Here is a 19434-nt window from a genome sequence, read left to right as displayed (position 1 = left end):
TTAAGTAATGCATTACCTACTCCCCATCTATCTTGGTGACGAGATACACCTCTTAGTGGATATTCTTCTCCATTTAATATAAATCCGTTTTCTGGATGTATTTCAAAAGTACGGCACCCAAATCTTGTGCTTACATTGTCTAAAACTTCATCTTCTGATTTTAAATAAACTTCTGCAGTATAAAGATATGGATCTTTTCTACCATGCCATAAATGTACGTTTTCTATTTCTAAAGATGCTACAGTTTGTGAAGCAGGTGTTTCTTGCTGTGCAACAATATTTCCTTCTACATCTTTTAATATATATATTAATTTTTGATTTTCTTTTACATTTTTAACGAGTACTTCAACTTCAACTTTAGCATTTTCGCCTACTACTTCTGGAGTTACTTTTATTCCAGGTGCTCCATAGTATTCTAAATCAAAGTGTGATTCATTTACTGCTATTATATTTACATTACGATAAAGTCCACCGTAGAATGTAAAGTCTGCATTTTGTGGATATACTCTATCATTTGCAGAGTTATCTAATTCGAACACAAATAAGTTTTTATCTTCTAATACATCTGTTATATCAACTCTCCAAGTTGAATAACCTCCATCATGGTTAGCTAATTTTTTACCATTTACATATAATATTGCTGAAGAATTTGCCCCTTGTATTTCTAAGAAATATCTATCAGCCTTTGGTAAATCCATTTTTTCAAGTTCTTTTGCATAGAAAGCAGTTCCTCTATAAAGGTCATTTCCACCATCTTGTCCATCTATATTGTTCCAAGTATGAGGTAGGTTAACCCAATTCCATCTTTCAGGCATTGTAGTTGGTGCTTCTACAGCTTCTTTAGAAAATCCCCATTTAGTATTAAAATTATATATTTGTCTCATATATATTTCCCCCTTATTTTTATCTCAAAACAAAATACATATTCTAATTTCATTGAAGTTATAATACATATTTTTATATTGCAAGTACTGACTGCAATATATTTAACAAATGTTTTGAATTTGTTATTTTTTATAACGATATGTTAATTGTATCACAAAAAAAGGTTTTCATAATACTTAAATCCGATTATAATATTCACATATACGTTTTTTTAAAAATTTTTTATTATATATTATATAACTATAAAGGAGATTGTTTTATGCAAACAGATATTTTAGATTTTACAATAAAATTATTATCAAAATGTATTCCTGTGAAAGTACGTAAATTCAAAAAATCAACATTAGAATCACTTCGTACAGAAGGATATTCTGATTTTTCATCAATGATAAATTATCATCTTACAAAATGTTTAAAAATTTACCTTAATCAATGCGGAAGTTCGGTAATTACAAATATAACTACACCATTTAATACTCAGTATTACACACTATGCATCTCAGAAAATCGTGATGAACATCTTATGATTGGTCCATTTTTAGAAAATCCTATTACAGGTAATTTAGTTTATGAAATTATAAGCAATTTACAACTCAGCTTAGATTATGCTGCAAAACTAAAACTATATTATCAGTCAGTTCCTTCTATAGATTCTGCTGAGATATTTGAAATTTTATATACTATTAATGAATATATTACTAAGAGTTCTATTCCACCCAAAATAAATAATTTAGACTTAAGTATTTTGTCTAAACAAGATTCAAGCTATGATATTTTTACAGAAGAGATGAATCGAACTTCTATGTATAAAATACTTGAGGAAAGATACATATCAGAAGGAAAACTTTTATCTTATATTACAAAAGGAGATTTAAATCGTGCACAAGCTCATCTTGAAAAATATAGTTCAAGCCTAAGTGATATTAATAATGCATCTGATTCAATAAGAGATACAAAAAATTTATTATTAAGTGGTAATACTTTATTCCGTAAAGCCTCACATATGGGCGGTGTTCCCCCTATATATTTAGATGAGTTATCAAGAAAATGGGCAAAAAAAATAGAACATGCACCATCTTTTGAAACATTAAATAATTTCCCTCAAGAAATGGTTCGTTCTTATTGTTTATTGACAAAAAAACATTCACTATCTCAGTTTTCTCCTACTGTAAAAGCTACTTTTACTTTTATAAATTTAAACCTATCATCAAACCTCTCTGTTAAGAAAGTTGCCAATGAAATAGGTTTATCTCCTGATCACCTTACAAGATTATTTAAAAAAGAAACTGGGTTTAATATTATTACATTTATTAATAAAAAACGAATTGATACTTCTCTTGAATTATTAAAAACTACGGACTTGTCCATAGCCGAAATAGGAGATTTGATTGGACTTAATAATACATCTTATTTTTATACATTATTTAAAAAGGAAACAGGTATGTCTCCAAAACAGTATCGAGATAGTTTAAGTTCAAAATAAAAAATGTTACTATTGTATAGAATCAAATTTATACAATAATTAAAATTAATAATTACAATAGAAAAGGGCTTTTTAAGCCCTTATTTATTATCTTAAAACATATCAATAATTTTTTAATCAAATGGTTGTTCTTCTAATACCCATGGTAATTCAATATTTGTTACTTGTGCAATAAAGTATGGTTTTGACATACCTGTATTAACATAAATATGTGCATCAGTATCATGTCTATATAATATTATAACTGCATCTTCATCATATAATACAGTCTTATCTTCAAATAATTCGCCTTTAACTGAATAGTAACTTTCGTAAATACGCTTATCTCCTTTTTCATTCCAACAAAAATCTATTATTTCTAATGGATAATCTACATTAATACCTAGCTCAGCTAATACCTTTGTTGCTTTTGGATATTCTTTTTCAAAAGTTTTTAAATAATTTTTGCAATACATACACTGACAATGTTCATTATATGTATCTAAATACGAATTGGTCGCTTCTACATCAACATTATATTTCAACTTAATTTCCTCCTTAATTTGTCTTTGTACGCTCTATATATTTTGTATCTTATCATTAATTCTAATATTTACAATATTAATTTACAATATCATTATATATGTCAATAAATATAAACTACTCACTCTACTAAAAATCCAATTTTAAATAATTGAAATTAGTTATAAAAAATGTTATTCTATCAAAAGTAAATTCGCCAAAAGACCGTTAAAATATGGCGATTTTTTTAAATAATAAAGAGAGGTAATTATATGATAAAATTTGAAAAATTATCGTACTCATTCCCACAAAGGGACTTATATAATAATGTTTCATTTACATTAGAAGAAGGTCAACATTGTGCTTTTATAGGTGCAAGTGGTAGTGGAAAAAGTACACTTATAGATATAATCATGGATCCAGAAAAATACTTATTTGATGGTAAGTTAGAAATGGAGCCAAACTTAAAAATCGGATATGTAAGCCAATTCACTCAAAGAGACAAAGCAAATGATATAACTGTTTTTGAGTATATTGCAGAAGAATTTATAAAACTTGAAAATGAAATAGCTACTCTTTGTGCTGAGATGGGAACTACTGACGATATAGAAACTGTATTAGAAAAATATCAAGAAGCTTTAGATGCATTTGATGCAATCGATGGTGATAATTATGAAAATAATATCAACAAGAAATTAAATATAGCTGACTTCGGTAATCACAGAGATAGAATGATTTCTGAACTTAGTGGTGGGGAATTTAAACTTATCCAAGTAATAAAAGAAATACTTAATAACCCAGATTTAATGATTATGGATGAACCTGATGTATTCTTAGACTTTGAAAATCTTAATGCATTAAAAAACTTAATTAATTCTCATAAAAAAACTATCTTAGTAATTACACATAATAGATATTTATTAAACCATTGCTTCAATAAAATTATTCATCTTGAAAATACTGAACTTCAAGAATTTGATGGAAGATATATTGACTATAACTTCTCTCTTCTTCAAACTAAAATTGAATTACAAGAGATGGCAATGGCTGATGAAGAAGAAATAGCTAGAAATGAAGCATTAATCGAAGTATTAAGAGAAAAAGCAACTTATAATGCAGATGCTTCTAGAGGTAGAGCATTAAAAGCTAGAGTTAAAATTCAAGAAAGATTAGAAGCAAATAGAATCAAACATCCATTTGTAGATATAAAACAACCTTACATTAACTTAGAAACTAATAATGAAATTGAAGAAACTATAGCCTTAAAAACATCTGATTTTGGTATTTCATTTGATGAAACACTTTTAGAAAATGTTAACTTTGAAATAAAATCTACTGATAAAGTAGCTATAGTTGGTACAAACGGCGTTGGAAAAACTACTTTATTAAGACAAATATTCAAAAATAATAATGAATCTATTAAAATAGATGAAAATATTAAATTAGCATATTTATCTCAAATGCAAAGTGAAGTAGTAAACGAATCTAACACAATACTTCAAGAATTCTATGATGTTGGTTTTGAAACTTATGGTGAAATAAGAAGATATCTTGGAAGATATGGATTTGATTCAGATATTCTTACACAAAAAATAGATTCTTTATCTGGTGGAGAAAAAAATATCCTTCAACTAGCTAAAGTTTCTGCTAGTAAAGCAAATATGTTACTAATGGATGAACCTACAAGCCACTTAGATATTTATTCGCAAATGGCTTTAGAAAAAGCTATACAAAATTATAAAGGTGCTATATTAATGGTTTCTCATGATTACCACTTCATAGTTAACTGTGCAGATTATGTTCTTCTTATTGAAGATAAAACAGTAAGAAAAGTAAGTATGCGTAAATTTAGAAAAATGATTTATGCTAATCACTTTGACAAAGACTATCTACAAATTGAAGAAAAGAAAAAATCTCTTGAGATGCAAATTGCTTATGCATTAAAAGATACTGATTTTGAGCGTGCAAGAACTCTATCTGAGAAATTAGAAGAAATAATTAAATCACTTTAAATACTATCCCCTTATGATTTATTAATTTAAAAATCATAAGGGGTATTTTTATATATTTATTAAAAAAATATATGCTCCAATTATTAACTATTTTATATTTTTTGTATACCTAAATCAATTTTTTTGGTATTATATATAGGTATGTGTATACAAAGTACATTAATTAATATATTTTTATAGGAGGTTTCACGATGAATAACGAAACAAAAGTTAAAGTTGTAACTGCTGATCCTTCAGCATTAGGACTTTTCGGATTAGCAATAATAACATTAGTAGCTTCATCTCAAAAACTTGGATTAACTAATGGTGTATCTCTAGTTTTCCCATGGGCTATATTCTTAGGAGCAAGTGCTCAATTAATGGCATCAATAAATGATTTCAAACACAACAATACATTCGGTGCAACTGCATTCGGTGCTTATGCATTCTTCTGGTATGCAGTAGGATTCACTTGGTTAATGCAAAACGGTGTGTTCGGAGAAAAATTAGCTGCTGCTTGTGATACAAAACAATTAGGATTCGCTTACTTAGGATACCTAATATTCACTATATTCATGACTATAGGAGCTATGGAAACTCATAAAGTATTATTCACTATATTTGTTCTTATAGACTTCTTATTCATAGGATTAACATTAACTTCATTCGGAATAATGGAGCATGCAACTCATATGTTAGCTGCTTACTCTGAATTAGCTATAGCTATAGTTTCATTCTATGGATGTGGTGCTGCAGTATTAAATACTCACTTCGGAAGAGTATTCTTACCAGTTGGTAAACCATTTGGAATATTTAAAAAATAATAATTTTTATATATAGGGCTATTGTTGAAACAAATCAAATTTGTTTGCAATAGTCCTTTTTATATGCATATAAAAAGAGATGCCACATTCGCTGTGACATCTCTTAAGTTTTTAGTCATATACACATTCCCTAGTTATTACTTTGCAAATAGTCATTAAAATTATTTTTATATTAAATAGTGTGTTTTTATTTTGATAATAATACCTTTCAAATTCTATTTTTTCATATGTATCAATACTATCTCTACCATTTATTTGAGCCCACCCTGTAAGCCCTGGTAAATTTTCATCTATTTTATATTTTTTCCTTAATGATATTAGATTTGTCTCTTCAGGTATTACAGGTCTATATCCTATAAAAGACATTTCTCCTTTTATGATATTAATAAGTTGTGGCAACTCATCTAAACTAGTTTTTCTTAGGTATTTTCCTATTTTAGTTATATTCTCGCTTATTAATTCATTACTAGGTACGCTTCTATGGGAATTATCAGACATAGTTCTAAACTTATATATATAAAATATTTTGCTGTTTTTTCCTATTCTTTTTTGCTTAAATAATATTTCATCTTTAGAATCTAGTCTTACTATTATAGCTATTAATAATAATAATGGTGATAATATTATTAACATTATTAAAGCTAGGCATCTTTCAAATATATTAACTATTATAATCCCCCCTAAAAACTTCTTTATATATCTTTTTAATTAAACATGTTTGCTTTGTTTTCGAACTTATCTATTATAGCATCTACAATGTACTTACTTGCATGTCCATCTCCATATGGATTGCTAGATTTAGACATCCTGCTATATTCAACCTCATCTTCTAAAAGTTGTTTGGTTAATTGATATATAGTTTCTTCTTCTGTTCCTGCTAATTTAAGAGTTCCTGCTTGAACTCCTTCTGGTCTTTCTGTTGTATCTCTAAGTACTAAAACCGGTTTTCCTAAAGATGGAGCCTCTTCTTGTATTCCTCCACTATCAGTCATTATTATATGTGATTTATTTAAGAAATTGTGGAAATCTAAAACTTCTAACGGTTCTATTAAGTGTACTTTTTCATTTTCTCCTAATACTTCATTAGCGATTCCTCTTACTATTGGATTTAAGTGTACTGGATAAACTACTTGAATTCCATCAAACTCTTCTATGATTCTTTTGATAGCTTTAAACATATTTCTCATAGGTTCTCCTAAGTTTTCTCTTCTATGAGCTGTTAAAAGAATCATTTTATCTTGTCCTATTTTTTCTAATACAGGATGTGTATAATCTTCTCTTACTGTAGTTTTTAATGCATCTATAGCTGTATTACCTGTTACATATATATCTTTTGCAGTTTTATTTTCTTTTAATAAATTATTCTTAGATACTTCAGTTGGTGAAAAATGCATATCAGCTATAATTCCAGTCGCCTGTCTATTCACTTCCTCTGGAAATGGTGAATATTTGTCATATGTTCTTAGTCCAGCTTCCACATGTCCCACAGAAACTTGATTGTAAAAAGCAGTTAAACTTCCTGATAAAGTCGTTGTTGTATCCCCATGAACTAAAACTATATCTGGTTTAACTTCTTTTATTACTTCATCTAACTTTTGCATAGCTCTTGTTGTTATTTCTGTTAATGTTTGACCTTGTTTCATAATATTTAGGTCATATTGTGGTTTTATATCAAATGTATCTAATACCTGATCTAACATTTGACGATGTTGTGCTGTTACACAAACTATACTTTCTATATTTTCCCTACTATCTAATTCCTTAACCAATGGAGCCATTTTAATAGCCTCTGGTCTTGTCCCAAATATGGTCATTACTCTTATCATAAACTTATTTCCCTTTTTTGTCTTTTCACAATTTATTCTCAATTAAATTGTAGACATCTCCCTTTTTATATTTTGTATTATATTTTCTTTATGCAATATTTTTCTTTTTATGTTTATGAGGGGTTTTTACCCACGTACTTTGGTTTCTCCACTTCATAAGTCCAACAATTTGTGTATAGATATATGTTATTCCTACTACAAATACTCCACAAATCATCTTTATTGGATTAATTTTTATTGATCCATCTATATAATTTGCATATATCGGTAATCCTATATAAGAATAGAAAGATAATATGAATCTCAATATATTTGTTGGCATTATCCATTTTAGAATAAACATACCCAATCCACTTAATGTTGCCCATGGATATCCTAACACAATTCCTATATTCAACACTAAACTAAGTACTATTGCAATTAATAATATACCTATTTGTACTGCTTTCCCCATTCCAAATAAATATATCAATTGATCAATATATCTAAAATTAAACTTAGATTTTACAAATCCCTTTAATAAACTCCCAAAATTATTAAAGGCTACATACCAGTGACCCTGACACCAACGAATTCTTTGTTTTATACTTACTTTTAGTGTATCTGGTTTTTCATCATAAATTCTTGTGAAGTGATTCCATGAAACTCTTCCTCCAGATTTAAATATCTCTATAGACATCTCTAAATCCTCAACTAGTGATTTATAACAAAATCCACCTGTATTTATTAACCAATCCATTCTAACTGCAAACCCAGTTCCACCTATAGCATTATTTAAGCCTAATCTTTTTTTAGATAATTGGAAAAATCTATTCATTATATTATAAGATATAGCATATCCTACAGATATTATTGATTGTGCATTTTTACTATCTAAATAAGTCTGTATTGCTTCTGGCTTTCCTTCATATAACCATTGAGAGTTTATCTCTCTCAAGATATTACTATCTACATGGTTATCTGCATCTAAAATTAATAACATATCATATTTTTCTTTTAACTTTTCGAATCCCAATGCTCTTAATGCATATTGAAGTCCTGCTGATTTCCCCACACCTTCTCTTTGGAATTTCTTTTCTATTGTATCTATATGCATAGTTCCTCGTTTATCACATAGCTCTCCTGTTCTATCTGTCGAGTTATCATTAACAACATATAAATCAAATAATTCTTTCGGATAATCTATTTTTTCCAGATTTTCTAAGGTACTTTCTATAACATCCTCTTCATTATGTGCTGCTACTAAAATTAAAAACTTAGCTTCTGGATCAAATTCTGTATAATATTTTTCTAATTTTTTATATCCGAATATTGAAAGGAATACTGAATATGTCTCTATAACAAAGCAGTATACAGACATTATCCCTACTAATACAAATAAAACCTCTAACATTTATAACTTTACTCCTTTAAATATTTTTACTTAAATATAAACCTTTTACTTCTGAGATATAGATATCCTTCATACACATAAGAACAAATTTAATACTTTTTGTGAATCTTTTTATTCTTATTGGCTCCTTTAATATTCTATATAACCATTCTAAGTTAATATTTATTATCCAAGATGGTGCTCTTTTTGTAGTTTCTGATATTACATCAAAACTCCCTCCTACACCCATAAAAATTTTGCATGGTAGTTCATTCATATATTTTGTTATAAATATTTCCTGTTTTGGTGCCCCCATTGCAACGAATATAATTGTAGGCTGTTTTGATTTTATATCATTAATAATATGATTACAGTTGTCTATATCGATGTATCCATGATGATACCCCGCAATGTTAATATTTTTATATCTCTCTCGTATATTTTTTATAAAAATATTTAAAACATCATCACTTGCACCTAAAAAATATACACTGTCATCCTTATCCAATTTATTCAGTAATTCCATAAATAAATCTATTCCGGCGATTTTTTGTATATTATGTCCCTTTAATCTTAAAGGTTTAATTACTCCTATTCCATCTGGAATTATAACTGAATTTTGAGATGTAAAATTATCATATATAAGTTCATTATAAAAACCATTATATAATACCTCTGGATTACCTGAAATTACATGGACCTTCTCCCTTGTAGCTATTATCTTATTTATAGCTTCATCCATTGTTCCATTGAATATTCTATATCCGCATAAAAAGCTCATTTTTTCCCCTTTCTATAAATATATACAATTTTTCGCCATTAACACTATATCATACATATTATGTAGAAATTTGTAATTTCTTGCAAAAAAATAAAAATATTTAATATTTATTTTTCCCAGAATGTACTAAATTTTTAATAATAATTTATTTATATATTTTAATTATGATATGCATCATATATTTATTTCAAAACTCTTGTTGTTTTTCTTCTTCAAGAGTAATATATTATTCTTAAAAAATAATACTAAGAAATGGTGATACTATGAATAAAATTACTGATATTAGAGTTACTAAAACTAATATAGCAATAAGAAAAGCATTTATTGAAATTATGGAAGAAGAAGGATTCTCAAAATTAAATGTAAAAAAAATTATAGATAGAGCAAAAATAAATAGAAGTACATTTTATGCACACTACATGGATAAATATGATTTACTAGAAAAAATAGAGGATCAATTTTTAAATGGTTTAAAAGATATTGAGATCCCTGTCCCTGAAGAAGTAATTATAGAAAAAAGTTTTTCAACAGAATACTTTTTGACACATGTAGAATTTGTTATATCTTACTTAAAAGAGAACGGAAAATTAATGACATTATTGATGAGTGACAAAGGAGATCCTGCTTTTTCAAATAAATTAAATGAAGTGTTAAAGCAAATTTGGTTAGATAAGAAAATTACAGATAAATTATCTATTCCTCAAAATTATGCAATTGCAGCAGTTACTGGAATGATAACTAGTGTTATTGTAGAATGGGTAAAATCTGACTTTAAAGAAAGTGAAAAAGAATTTGAACAAATTGTAATAAAAATTATTAAAGATATACCTCGTAACATATTAATTTAATATTTTTTCATTACTACCTCCTAACCAACATTTTTAAAGTTTTTGTTGGTTGCCTTTAAAATATAACTTTATTATACTTAAGTTGTTAGATAATCAACACGTGTCGGTTAAATAAAATATGGAGGTATTAAAATGAATTTTTTTAGACATAACTGGTATAAAATAGGTTTATTTATTGGAATTATAACCGCTATAACATTACCATTTTATTGGAGTGATATCAACATAGTCCAACGTTTACTTCTATTAAACTTTATTGCAATGACAGTACATCAATTTGAGGAATTTGGATATACCGGTGGAGTTCCATATTTAATGAACGTAGAACAATGCCATAGTGAACATCCTGACCGTTATCCTCAAAATGCTAATGCTGTAATGATTGGAAATGTTGCTACAACTTATATCTTCTATCTGTTACCTGTATTCTTCCCAAACCAAATTTGGTTTGGATTAGGTGGAGTAATAATCGGTTTATTACAAATAACTGCTCATGGTAAACTAAGTATGATGTTAAAATCTATATATGCACCAGGTAATTTAGCAGTATTTTTAGGTCATATTCCTATTGGCATTTACTTTATATATTATGGTGTAACTCATAATCTAATCTCTGGACTTGATTGGATATTAGCAATTGGAGTATTTCTGTTTGTAGGAGTAGTAATAGTTGGTCTACTTGGCTATAAAATACTTGCTGATAAAAATTCACCTTATCCATTTACTAAAGAAGAAATGTCTAGGCCTTGGGTAATTAATAGAATGTCTAAAATTAAAGGACAAAAATAAATATTAATTTATAAATAAACCAAAAGCTAAGTTCAAACACTTAGCTTTTTACCTACTTTTTAACACTATCTGTTACTTATGATACGGTTCTCCATTATTTATTCTATAAGCTCTATAGACTTGCTCTAATAAAATTAATCTCATTAATTGATGTGGGAATGTCATTTTTGAGAAAGATAACTTATAATCTGCTCTTGATAAAACTTCATCTGAAAGACCTAACGAACCACCAATTACGAAAGTTATGTTACTTACACCCCTTACACCTAATTTATTTATAGTCTGTGCAAGTTCTTCTGATGATAAATTTTTTCCATCTATTGCAAGAGCTATAACATAGCTATTATCTTTTATCTTAGATAGAATTTTCTTCCCTTCTTTTTCTTTTATAATTAACATTTCTTTATCACTTAGATTTTCTGGAGCTTTTTCATCCTCTAGCTCTATTATTTCTAATTTGCAATATTTAGATAATCTTTTTTTGAATTCATCTATACCTAATTTCAAATATTTTTCTTTAATTTTTCCGACGCATACTATATTTATTCTCATATAATCTATACTACTTTATATAAGTAGCATTTCCTCCTTTATATATTATCGTTCCTTTTTTATTAAATGTTAAAATGCTTTATTCTACATTTAAATAATCCTATTTGATTATATTATACCAATTTGCTTTTGTATATATTTTAAAATACAAGATTTATTGCAATAGTTAGAAATAAACAAAAATTCACATACTTATCCACATATCCACAGTTGATAATTAGAAAACAGTGGATAAATATTTATTTTACTAACTATTTTTATAATTTTAAACCTCTAATGTATAAATAAAATATTAAAAAATCCGCCAAATATAGTGGCGGACGATTTTTTTAATATTTTATTTATAATAATGCAATTAATGATTCAACATCTTCTCTTTTTGTAGCCCAGCTTGTTGCAAATCTGACTACTGTATGTGAATCATTGTATTTTTCCCAAAAACTAAATCTAACGTATTTTGATAGTTCATTCATTTTACTATTTTCTAATATGATAAATTGCTGGTTTGTAGGTGAATCTAAGTAAAACTTATATCCTTTATCAGCTAGTCCTTTTTTTAATAGTTCTGCCATATCTATTGCATTTTTTGCTATATCAAAATAAAGATTATCTGTAAATAATGCATCAAATTGAACACCTAATAATCTTCCTTTTGCAAGTAAAGCACCATGTTGTTTTACCATTGTTGTAAAGTGTTTCGGCATATTATTTTTAGTAAATACTACTGCTTCTCCACATAATGCTCCAATTTTTGTTCCACCTATATAAAAAATATCACAGTATTTTGCTATGGTTTTGATATCTACATCAGTTTCCTTTGCCATTACTCCATAGCCTAATCTAGCACCATCTAAAAATAATGGTAATTCAAATTCTCTACAAATCGTAGATATTTTTTCTAATTCATCTTTTGTATATAATGTTCCATATTCTGTTGGATGTGATATATAAACCATTCCCGGAAATACCATATGTTCATGGTTTCCATCATTAAAAAATGTTTCTAAAAAATCTTTTAGCTCAGTTGCATCTATTTTTCCATTATGTTGTGGAACTGTTAAAACTTTATGTCCTGTATATTCTATAGCTCCTGCTTCATGCACGCTGACATGTCCAGTTTGCGCCGATACAACTCCTTCATATGATTTTAATGTTGTATCTATAATTATTTGATTTGTTTGTGTTCCACCAACTAAAAAATAAACTTCTGCATTTTCGCATACACAAGCTTTTTTAATTTTTTCTTTTGCTTTTTCACAATATTCATCACTTCCATATCCAGAAAGTTTCTCATAATTAGTTTTTATTAATGCTTCTAAAACTTTATAATGTGCCCCTTCTGAATAATCATTTTCAAAATATAACATATATATTTCCCCCTTAATTAAATTTGTCCATTCATATTTCTATAGTTCATAAACCTTTGAAACTTTATCTCTTGATAATACATCTAATATTAAATCTTTTCCTATTATCATGTTATTTTTAGTTAAAACATTTTTTGATGTTGCATATGCTAACTCAGGAAAATTATTTTCTTTGCTTAAATGCGCTAATAGTATTGATTCCGTTCCTCCCTCTACTAGCTCTGTACAAAAACTTGCAGCTTCTTCATTTGATAAATGACCGCCTTCAGACATTACCCTCTTTTTAAGTGCGTATGAATAACTTCCCATCATAAGCATATTAGGATCATAATTTGATTCTAACACTACTAATTTTGAACCTTTTACATTTTTTCTTATATTTTCAGTTATATATCCTATATCAGTTGCTATAGACATTTTTTCTTTTTCTGAATAGATATTATATCCCACTGCATCTTCTGAGTCATGTGGTATTGAAAAAGGTCTTATCTTTAAATCTCCTAAAACATAAGTTTTATCATTATCAAAAACCACCATATTTTCTTCTTTTATATTTCCGATTTTATCTTTCATTGAACACCATGTTTTTAAATTTGCATATATAGGTATATCTAATTTTCTAGACATAATTCCTGCACCTTTTATATGGTCAGAATGTTCATGAGTTATAAATATTCCACGTATTTTTTCTATATCAAAATCAACTTGTTGTATTCCTGATGTTATTGTTTTTCCTGCTAGTCCTGCATCTACTAAAATTCCCGTATCTTTATAAGTTACAACATGGCAATTCCCACTACTTCCACTTCCAATTGAACAATATTTTAACACCTTACCGCTCCTCTCTATCTTAACTTCTACATAATATTATACCAAAAAAATAGAGTGTGAGACGTTTTTCCACACCCTATTTAAAAATTACCTCATTATTTATATCTTAAACATTATATATATCTTAACTACATTTATCAACTATCTTATTTATATCCACCCCTTTATCCTTCCATAATTTCATAAATTGTTCTCCATTAACATTTTGGAACATATAACTCTGACAGTATTCTTGTAATGTTTCAAAGAAAATCTTATCTCCAACTTCTTTTCTTATTTCATTAAAAACTACTGCACCTTTTGTATATACATTTAAACTATATTCTGATGAGCTACCAAATTCATTAATTGCTTTAAACATATCTTCTCCTCGATAATTTTCACTTTGAACTTCCATAGTCTTCATCAATTTATCACTTACGTCTTTACCATATCTGCTTTCAAAATATAAAATAGTAGAATATTCCGTAAGCGCTTCATCAAGCCATGGTTCACTTACTTCATCATTTCCAACTATGCTATACCACCATTGATGTGCTGTTTCATGCGCAATCACATACTCTAGCAAGAACTTACTATCTTCATCATATAAATTTTTGTCTATCATTACTAAAGTCGGATATTCCATTCCTCCTATAAAGAAATCACTCGCTACTACTGAATATATATCGTATGGATATTCTGTAAACAACTCGCTAAATACTTTTATTGATTCTTTTGCAATTTTATTTGCCTCAACTGCTAAATCTTTGTCTAAACTATATGTAATAATAGAAGTTTTTCCATAAACACTTTTATTTATTATAAATTTATCACTTAATATCATTGCAAAATCTCTTACTTTTTTAGCTTGTAACTTACAAAGTTTTTTATCTTTATCTTTCTTTTCTTCTATTATTGAACCTGTACTAGCAATTTCATATTTGTTTGGAACTAAAATATTAACTGTAAAATTACTTGTATCACTATAAAATGGGTCTCCTATTGCTGAGTAACTTCCTAAATTCCATCCTTTTTCATCATAAACACATGCTATTGGAAACCAGTTAGTTATATTTATCGTATCATCACCATATCCAAAACGACCTAAGCAATTAGGTAATTTCACATTATATTTCATATCGATAGAACATTTCTCACCCTTTTTTAACTCTTTATCTAATTGGATTTCTAAAATATCTTTTTTATCTCCTGTTATATTGTATTTTAATTTTTTATTACTATTTAAAATGTTTAATATGTCTATGTATCCCCTATTAAAACCATTTGGGTATGCTTGTTCCATTTCTTCCTTTTCAAAAGGGCATGTTTCGCTATCCGAAAAAGCATTTGGATAGATATGCATATACAACTTGTCTAAAGTTTTGCCAGTATTATTTACATATGTAATATTTTGATTACACTCAATTGTCTTATCTTTATCATTAAATACAACATCAATTATGTAATTATTTATTTGTTTGTCATCTACTATTTGCATAGTATCATTCTCTGTCTTATGATTAATAAGAAAAAATACCCCTATAGCACAGAGTATAATAAGTATAACTAAGGCTATCTTTCTCCTTTTCTTATTAAAGTTTATAACCATTTTATTTCCCCTCCCATTTTACATGCATATTTTTTTTTTTTAGTTCAAAGATAAAACTATAATGTCTTATGTTATAATTTATCTGAGGTGATGAAATGTTTTTTAAAGAAGTTAATAAAAAAGATTCTGGAGATACTATAATCTCTAATATCTTCATAGATATATTTATGCCTATGGCTAATGGATTATACGTACAAGTTTATCTTTTAGGCTATCGACAAGCATGTGATCCTAAGGCCAATCCAAATTTTAATAATATTTCATTGGCTAAAAATTTAGGGGTTCCCTTATCAGATGTAATCAATGCTTGGAAGTATTGGGAACAACAAAAACTAGTAAAAATACATAAAAATGATGTTGAAGATGACTTTGATTTTTCAATTGAATTTGTAAATTTAAGAGATTTTTATATGAATAATATTGATAATAATAAAACTGTTGCCCCAGTCAAATCAGATACTGATAAACTGTTAGAAGCTAGAAATAACCCTAGCATTGTCAAAATGTTTAATTCTATAAACAAGATAATAGGAAGACCTTTAGTTCCAAGTGAAAATATGAAAATATTAGAGCTTATTAATGAATATAATTTAACTCCTGACTTAGTAGTATATGCATACGAATATAGTAAAGAGCAAAAAAACGGCAATCCTAAACCTTTAATTTATGTTGAAAGCGTACTTAGAAATTGGTATGATGCAAATATAATTTCTGTTGAAGATGCTAAAAATAGTTTTACAGCTAGAAAAGATAGATATTCTATTTATCGTAGTGTATTAAATCAACTTGGTTTCTCTAATAGACAACCAACAGATTCAGAAAAAGAAATTATAGATATATGGATTGATAAATACAATTTTAGTCAAGAATTAATATCATATGCATGTTCTAAGAGTATAAATACTCCAAATCCGTCTATATCTTATATAAATGGTATAATGGAAAATTGGTACTCTAAAGATATAACGACTATAGAAGATGTTGAAAAAGAAGAAGCTGAATTTAAAGCTAGTAAACAAAAAGAAAAAGAAGAAAATCAAAAGAAAAAAGAAACTAAAACTTATAATTACAACAATAATACTAACTATAGTAAAGATAGAGCTCCAAAGGTAGTTACTAGATATCACAATAGTTTTAATGAGCACTTCAGAAAATATTCTGAAGATGAGTTAGAAGCAAAATTACTCAAAGTTCAAAATTCAAAAAAAGCAAAGTAGGTGATTAATTAATTGAAAGACTCAGCAGTAAGAGAAATTCTTTTTTCGTACCAAAAGAAAAGAGATAAGGCAGAATATGAATTTGAAGAAAGAAAAAAGAGAATATATAACAAGTTTCCAGAAATAGAAAAAATCGACGATGAAATAACTAATGTTGGACTAAAAATGATGAGATTAGTTTTATCTACTTCTCCTGATAAAGAAAATTTATTGGCTAAGTGTAGAGAAGATATAAACTCGTTAAAAGAAGAAAAACAAAACTTCTTAAAAATGCATAATATCCCTGAACATGATTTAGAAATTCAATATGAATGTCCTATATGCGAAGATACTGGATTTTTAAAAAACGGAGAAAAATGCAATTGTTTTAAACAAGCTCTTATAAATGAATATTATAAAATGTCCAATATATCAAGAAACTTCAAAACACAAAACTTTAATACATTAGATCTTTCTCTATTTTCAGATGATATAATACCAGAACTAAATATATCATCAAAACAAAATATACTTGAAATATCAGCAATATGTGAAATGTTTGTGCAGAATTTCACTAAAGATAATGAAGAAAATCTATTATTCTATGGAGATACAGGTTTAGGAAAAACCTTTATGTCAAATTGCATTGCAAAAGCATTATTAGACAAAGGATTTACGGTTATATATCAAACATCATTTAAAATGTTTGAAATTATAGAAGAATACAAATTCCATAATATAAATAATTCTATATCAAAAGAAAACTACAATAATTTATTTGAATGTGATTTATTAATAATCGACGACCTTGGGACTGAGCTTACTAATACTTTTACAGTCAGTGAATTATTTATGATATTAAATACTAGACTTTTAAATAAAAAGAAAACTATAATATCAACTAATTTCTCCCTTGGAAAATTAGCTGAAACTTATACAGAAAGAATCTCATCTAGAATTTTTGATAAATTTACATTAGTTAAATTTGTTGGAAAAGATTTAAGATGGGAAAGTAAATTTGATTAAAAAAAGGATGTACCATTTAGATTCTAATCTAATGATACATCCTTTTTATTTTATATTAATGCTTAAATAATTTAGATATTATTTATCGAATACATTTTTTCTTATTATAGTTTGAGCTCTGTTTGGTCCAACTGAAACTAAGTCTACGTTAACACCTATTAACTCTTCTATTCTTGTTATATATTTTTTAGCATTTTCTGGAAGATCTTCGTATTTTTCAACTTTAGTTATATCTTCTGTCCAACCTGGCATTGTTTCATAAACAGGTTCACATTTAGCTAATTGTTCTAATGAAGCTGGGAAGTTTTCTAATATTTCATCTCCACATTTGTAAGCTGTACATACTTGTATTTCTTCGAATCCAGTTAATACATCTAATAACATGAATGCTATACTAGTTAAACCGTTTGTTCTAGCTGCATATTTAACAACAACAGCATCGAACCATCCACATCTTCTTGATCTACCTGTTACTGTACCGAATTCATGACCTTTTATTCTTATTTGGTCACCTATTTCGTTTAATTGTTCAGTAACGAATGGCCCTTCACCAACTCTTGTAGTATAAGCTTTAACTATACCAACAACGTCTTTTATCATGTTTGGACCTACACCAGCACCAACTGCGAATCCACCTGATGTTGGGTGAGAAGAAGTAACGAATGGGTATGTTCCTAAATCTAAGTCTAGTAAAGTACCTTGTGCTCCTTCAAATAAAACTTTTTTACCAGCTTTTATTGCATCATAAACTATTACAGTTGTATCAGCAACAAATGGTCTTAATTTTTCTGCGTATTCCATGAATTCAGCATATATTTCATCGTAGTTGAACATATCTGCTTCTTTATCATATACACCTTTAACTATTTTATTTTTTGCATCTACTTGACCTTTTAATTTTTTAGCAAATACTTCTTTATCCATTAAGTCGCATATTCTTATACCAGATCTTTCAGTTTTATCCATATAGCAAGGACCTATACCTCTTTTAGTAGTTCCTATTTTGTTATCGCCTCTTGCTTCTTCTGCTAAACCATCAAGTTCTTTGTGGTATGGGAATATTATGTGAGCTCTATCACTTACTTTTATATTCTTTGTATCTATACCGTTTTCTTGTAACATTTCAAGTTCTTCAAAGAATCCTTTTGGATCAAATACTATACCGTTTCCTATAACATTTATAGTGTTTGGATTTAATATCCCAGATGGTATTAATCTTAATGCGAATTTTTTCCCATCTACAACTATAGTATGCCCAGCGTTATTTCCACCTTGAGCTCTTATTACTACATCTGCTTGAGTAGCTAAGAAATCTATTACTTTACCTTTTCCTTCGTCTCCCCATTGAGAGCCTACTATTGCTACTGTTTTCATACGTTCACCTCTATATAAATTATTATTAATTTTCGAACACTTACGTCTATTAGTTTATCAAACATTCGATTTTATTGCAACTTTATTTAAAAGATAAATAATTTAATTTGTATTTTTTGATAATTAGAAAATTTATCAACAAAAATTATACACAATTATCAACAGAAGCCTGTGGATATTGTGTATAATTTTTTAGT

General features: G+C 27.6%; 18 protein-coding genes. 7 read left to right on the top strand and 11 right to left on the bottom strand.

Annotated elements, in window-relative coordinates:
* Positions 1–884: sugar-binding domain-containing protein (locus RDX53_RS10575; RefSeq protein WP_331607201.1), on the bottom strand; the 884-nt coding region annotated here is incomplete at its 3' end.
* Between the two features lie 260 nt (positions 885–1144).
* Here RDX53_RS10575 and RDX53_RS10570 point away from each other — a divergent pair.
* Positions 1145–2368, top strand: a complete 1224-nt coding sequence (locus RDX53_RS10570) for an AraC family transcriptional regulator (protein WP_307994112.1) — start codon at positions 1145–1147, stop codon at positions 2366–2368.
* 113 nt (positions 2369–2481) lie between these two features.
* Here RDX53_RS10570 and RDX53_RS10565 read toward each other — a convergent pair whose 3' ends face one another.
* Positions 2482–2892, bottom strand: a complete 411-nt coding sequence (locus RDX53_RS10565; protein WP_307994111.1) for a hypothetical protein — start codon at positions 2890–2892, stop codon at positions 2482–2484.
* Between the two features lie 249 nt (positions 2893–3141).
* Between RDX53_RS10565 and RDX53_RS10560 the strand changes: the two genes are divergently transcribed.
* Together RDX53_RS10560 and RDX53_RS10555 are read left to right on the top strand one after the other, a co-directional pair.
* On the top strand, positions 3142–4881 hold the full coding sequence (locus RDX53_RS10560) for an ABC-F family ATP-binding cassette domain-containing protein (protein WP_307994110.1): 1740 nt from the start codon (positions 3142–3144) through the stop codon (positions 4879–4881).
* A gap of 191 nt (positions 4882–5072) precedes the next feature.
* Positions 5073–5684, top strand: coding sequence for an acetate uptake transporter (locus RDX53_RS10555; RefSeq protein WP_195929899.1), 612 nt, complete (start codon positions 5073–5075; stop codon positions 5682–5684).
* Between the two features lie 111 nt (positions 5685–5795).
* Here RDX53_RS10555 and RDX53_RS10550 read toward each other — a convergent pair whose 3' ends face one another.
* The 4 genes from RDX53_RS10550 to RDX53_RS10535 form a co-directional block, all read right to left on the bottom strand.
* The gene (locus tag RDX53_RS10550) at positions 5796–6344 is read right to left on the bottom strand and encodes a sugar transferase (protein WP_307994113.1); all 549 of its coding nucleotides are present in this window, start codon (positions 6342–6344) and stop codon (positions 5796–5798) included.
* A 44-nt stretch (positions 6345–6388) separates the two neighbouring features.
* The gene (gene wecB / locus RDX53_RS10545; protein ID WP_295735362.1) at positions 6389–7510 is read right to left on the bottom strand and encodes a non-hydrolyzing UDP-N-acetylglucosamine 2-epimerase; all 1122 of its coding nucleotides are present in this window, start codon (positions 7508–7510) and stop codon (positions 6389–6391) included.
* Between the two features lie 88 nt (positions 7511–7598).
* Positions 7599–8903: a glycosyltransferase family 2 protein gene (locus RDX53_RS10540; RefSeq protein WP_307994109.1), complete on the bottom strand. Its 1305-nt coding sequence runs from the start codon at positions 8901–8903 to the stop codon at positions 7599–7601.
* A 16-nt stretch (positions 8904–8919) separates the two neighbouring features.
* The gene (locus RDX53_RS10535; protein WP_295734005.1) at positions 8920–9663 is read right to left on the bottom strand and encodes a WecB/TagA/CpsF family glycosyltransferase; all 744 of its coding nucleotides are present in this window, start codon (positions 9661–9663) and stop codon (positions 8920–8922) included.
* Between the two features lie 263 nt (positions 9664–9926).
* Here RDX53_RS10535 and RDX53_RS10530 point away from each other — a divergent pair, with 263 nt between their 5' ends.
* Both RDX53_RS10530 and RDX53_RS10525 read left to right on the top strand, forming a co-directional pair.
* A complete protein-coding gene (locus RDX53_RS10530) occupies positions 9927–10511 on the top strand; it encodes a TetR/AcrR family transcriptional regulator C-terminal domain-containing protein (protein ID WP_307994108.1) in 585 nt (194 codons plus the stop codon).
* 132 nt (positions 10512–10643) lie between these two features.
* Entirely contained in the window at positions 10644–11300 is a 657-nt protein-coding gene (locus tag RDX53_RS10525) for an HXXEE domain-containing protein (protein WP_307994107.1), read from the top strand.
* Between the two features lie 72 nt (positions 11301–11372).
* Here the strand turns inward: RDX53_RS10525 and rlmH are convergent, their stop codons facing one another.
* The 4 genes from rlmH to RDX53_RS10505 all read right to left on the bottom strand — a co-directional run bounded on the left by rlmH (position 11373) and on the right by RDX53_RS10505 (position 15530).
* Positions 11373–11852 (bottom strand): 23S rRNA (pseudouridine(1915)-N(3))-methyltransferase RlmH, encoded by a 480-nt coding sequence (gene rlmH, locus RDX53_RS10520; RefSeq protein WP_195929900.1) that lies wholly within the window; start codon positions 11850–11852, stop codon positions 11373–11375.
* A 341-nt stretch (positions 11853–12193) separates the two neighbouring features.
* Positions 12194–13219 carry a low specificity L-threonine aldolase gene (locus RDX53_RS10515; RefSeq protein ID WP_307994106.1) on the bottom strand — a complete coding sequence of 342 codons (1026 nt, stop codon included), beginning with the start codon at positions 13217–13219 and terminating at the stop codon, positions 12194–12196.
* A gap of 39 nt (positions 13220–13258) precedes the next feature.
* Entirely contained in the window at positions 13259–14050 is a 792-nt protein-coding gene (locus RDX53_RS10510; RefSeq protein ID WP_307994105.1) for an MBL fold metallo-hydrolase, read from the bottom strand.
* Between the two features lie 124 nt (positions 14051–14174).
* On the bottom strand, positions 14175–15530 hold the full coding sequence (locus RDX53_RS10505) for a M1 family metallopeptidase (RefSeq protein WP_307994104.1): 1356 nt from the start codon (positions 15528–15530) through the stop codon (positions 14175–14177).
* Between the two features lie 206 nt (positions 15531–15736).
* Here RDX53_RS10505 and RDX53_RS10500 point away from each other — a divergent pair, with 206 nt between their 5' ends.
* Positions 15737–16858, top strand: a complete 1122-nt coding sequence (locus RDX53_RS10500) for a DnaD domain protein (RefSeq protein WP_307994103.1) — start codon at positions 15737–15739, stop codon at positions 16856–16858.
* A 12-nt stretch (positions 16859–16870) separates the two neighbouring features.
* The gene (locus RDX53_RS10495; RefSeq protein ID WP_195929905.1) at positions 16871–17863 is read left to right on the top strand and encodes an ATP-binding protein; all 993 of its coding nucleotides are present in this window, start codon (positions 16871–16873) and stop codon (positions 17861–17863) included.
* A gap of 78 nt (positions 17864–17941) precedes the next feature.
* On the opposite strand, the gene RDX53_RS10490 is transcribed toward RDX53_RS10495, so the two are convergent.
* Positions 17942–19237, bottom strand: coding sequence for an adenylosuccinate synthase (locus RDX53_RS10490; protein ID WP_195929906.1), 1296 nt, complete (start codon positions 19235–19237; stop codon positions 17942–17944).
* Positions 19238–19434 lie beyond the last annotated feature (197 nt).

This window comes from uncultured Intestinibacter sp. (assembly GCF_902468165.1).
Taxonomy (GTDB): Bacteria; Bacillota; Clostridia; order Peptostreptococcales; family Peptostreptococcaceae; genus Intestinibacter.
This window is presented reverse-complemented; position numbering and strand designations above follow the sequence as displayed.

Bases quoted from the DNA above. Each gene is read 5' to 3' on its own strand.
- RDX53_RS10570 (WP_307994112.1), top strand. From the start codon at position 1,145: ATGCAAACAGATATTTTAGATTTTACAATAAAATTATTATCAAAATGT.
- RDX53_RS10560 (WP_307994110.1), top strand. From the start codon at position 3,142: ATGATAAAATTTGAAAAATTATCGTACTCATTCCCACAAAGGGACTTA.
- RDX53_RS10555 (WP_195929899.1), top strand. From the start codon at position 5,073: ATGAATAACGAAACAAAAGTTAAAGTTGTAACTGCTGATCCTTCAGCA.
- wecB (WP_295735362.1), bottom strand. From the start codon at position 7,510: ATGATAAGAGTAATGACCATATTTGGGACAAGACCAGAGGCTATTAAA.
- RDX53_RS10540 (WP_307994109.1), bottom strand. From the start codon at position 8,903: ATGTTAGAGGTTTTATTTGTATTAGTAGGGATAATGTCTGTATACTGC.
- RDX53_RS10535 (WP_295734005.1), bottom strand. From the start codon at position 9,663: ATGAGCTTTTTATGCGGATATAGAATATTCAATGGAACAATGGATGAA.
- RDX53_RS10530 (WP_307994108.1), top strand. From the start codon at position 9,927: ATGAATAAAATTACTGATATTAGAGTTACTAAAACTAATATAGCAATA.
- RDX53_RS10525 (WP_307994107.1), top strand. From the start codon at position 10,644: ATGAATTTTTTTAGACATAACTGGTATAAAATAGGTTTATTTATTGGA.
- rlmH (WP_195929900.1), bottom strand. From the start codon at position 11,852: ATGAGAATAAATATAGTATGCGTCGGAAAAATTAAAGAAAAATATTTG.
- RDX53_RS10515 (WP_307994106.1), bottom strand. From the start codon at position 13,219: ATGTTATATTTTGAAAATGATTATTCAGAAGGGGCACATTATAAAGTT.
- RDX53_RS10505 (WP_307994104.1), bottom strand. From the start codon at position 15,530: ATGCAAATAGTAGATGACAAACAAATAAATAATTACATAATTGATGTT.
- RDX53_RS10500 (WP_307994103.1), top strand. From the start codon at position 15,737: ATGTTTTTTAAAGAAGTTAATAAAAAAGATTCTGGAGATACTATAATC.
- RDX53_RS10490 (WP_195929906.1), bottom strand. From the start codon at position 19,237: ATGAAAACAGTAGCAATAGTAGGCTCTCAATGGGGAGACGAAGGAAAA.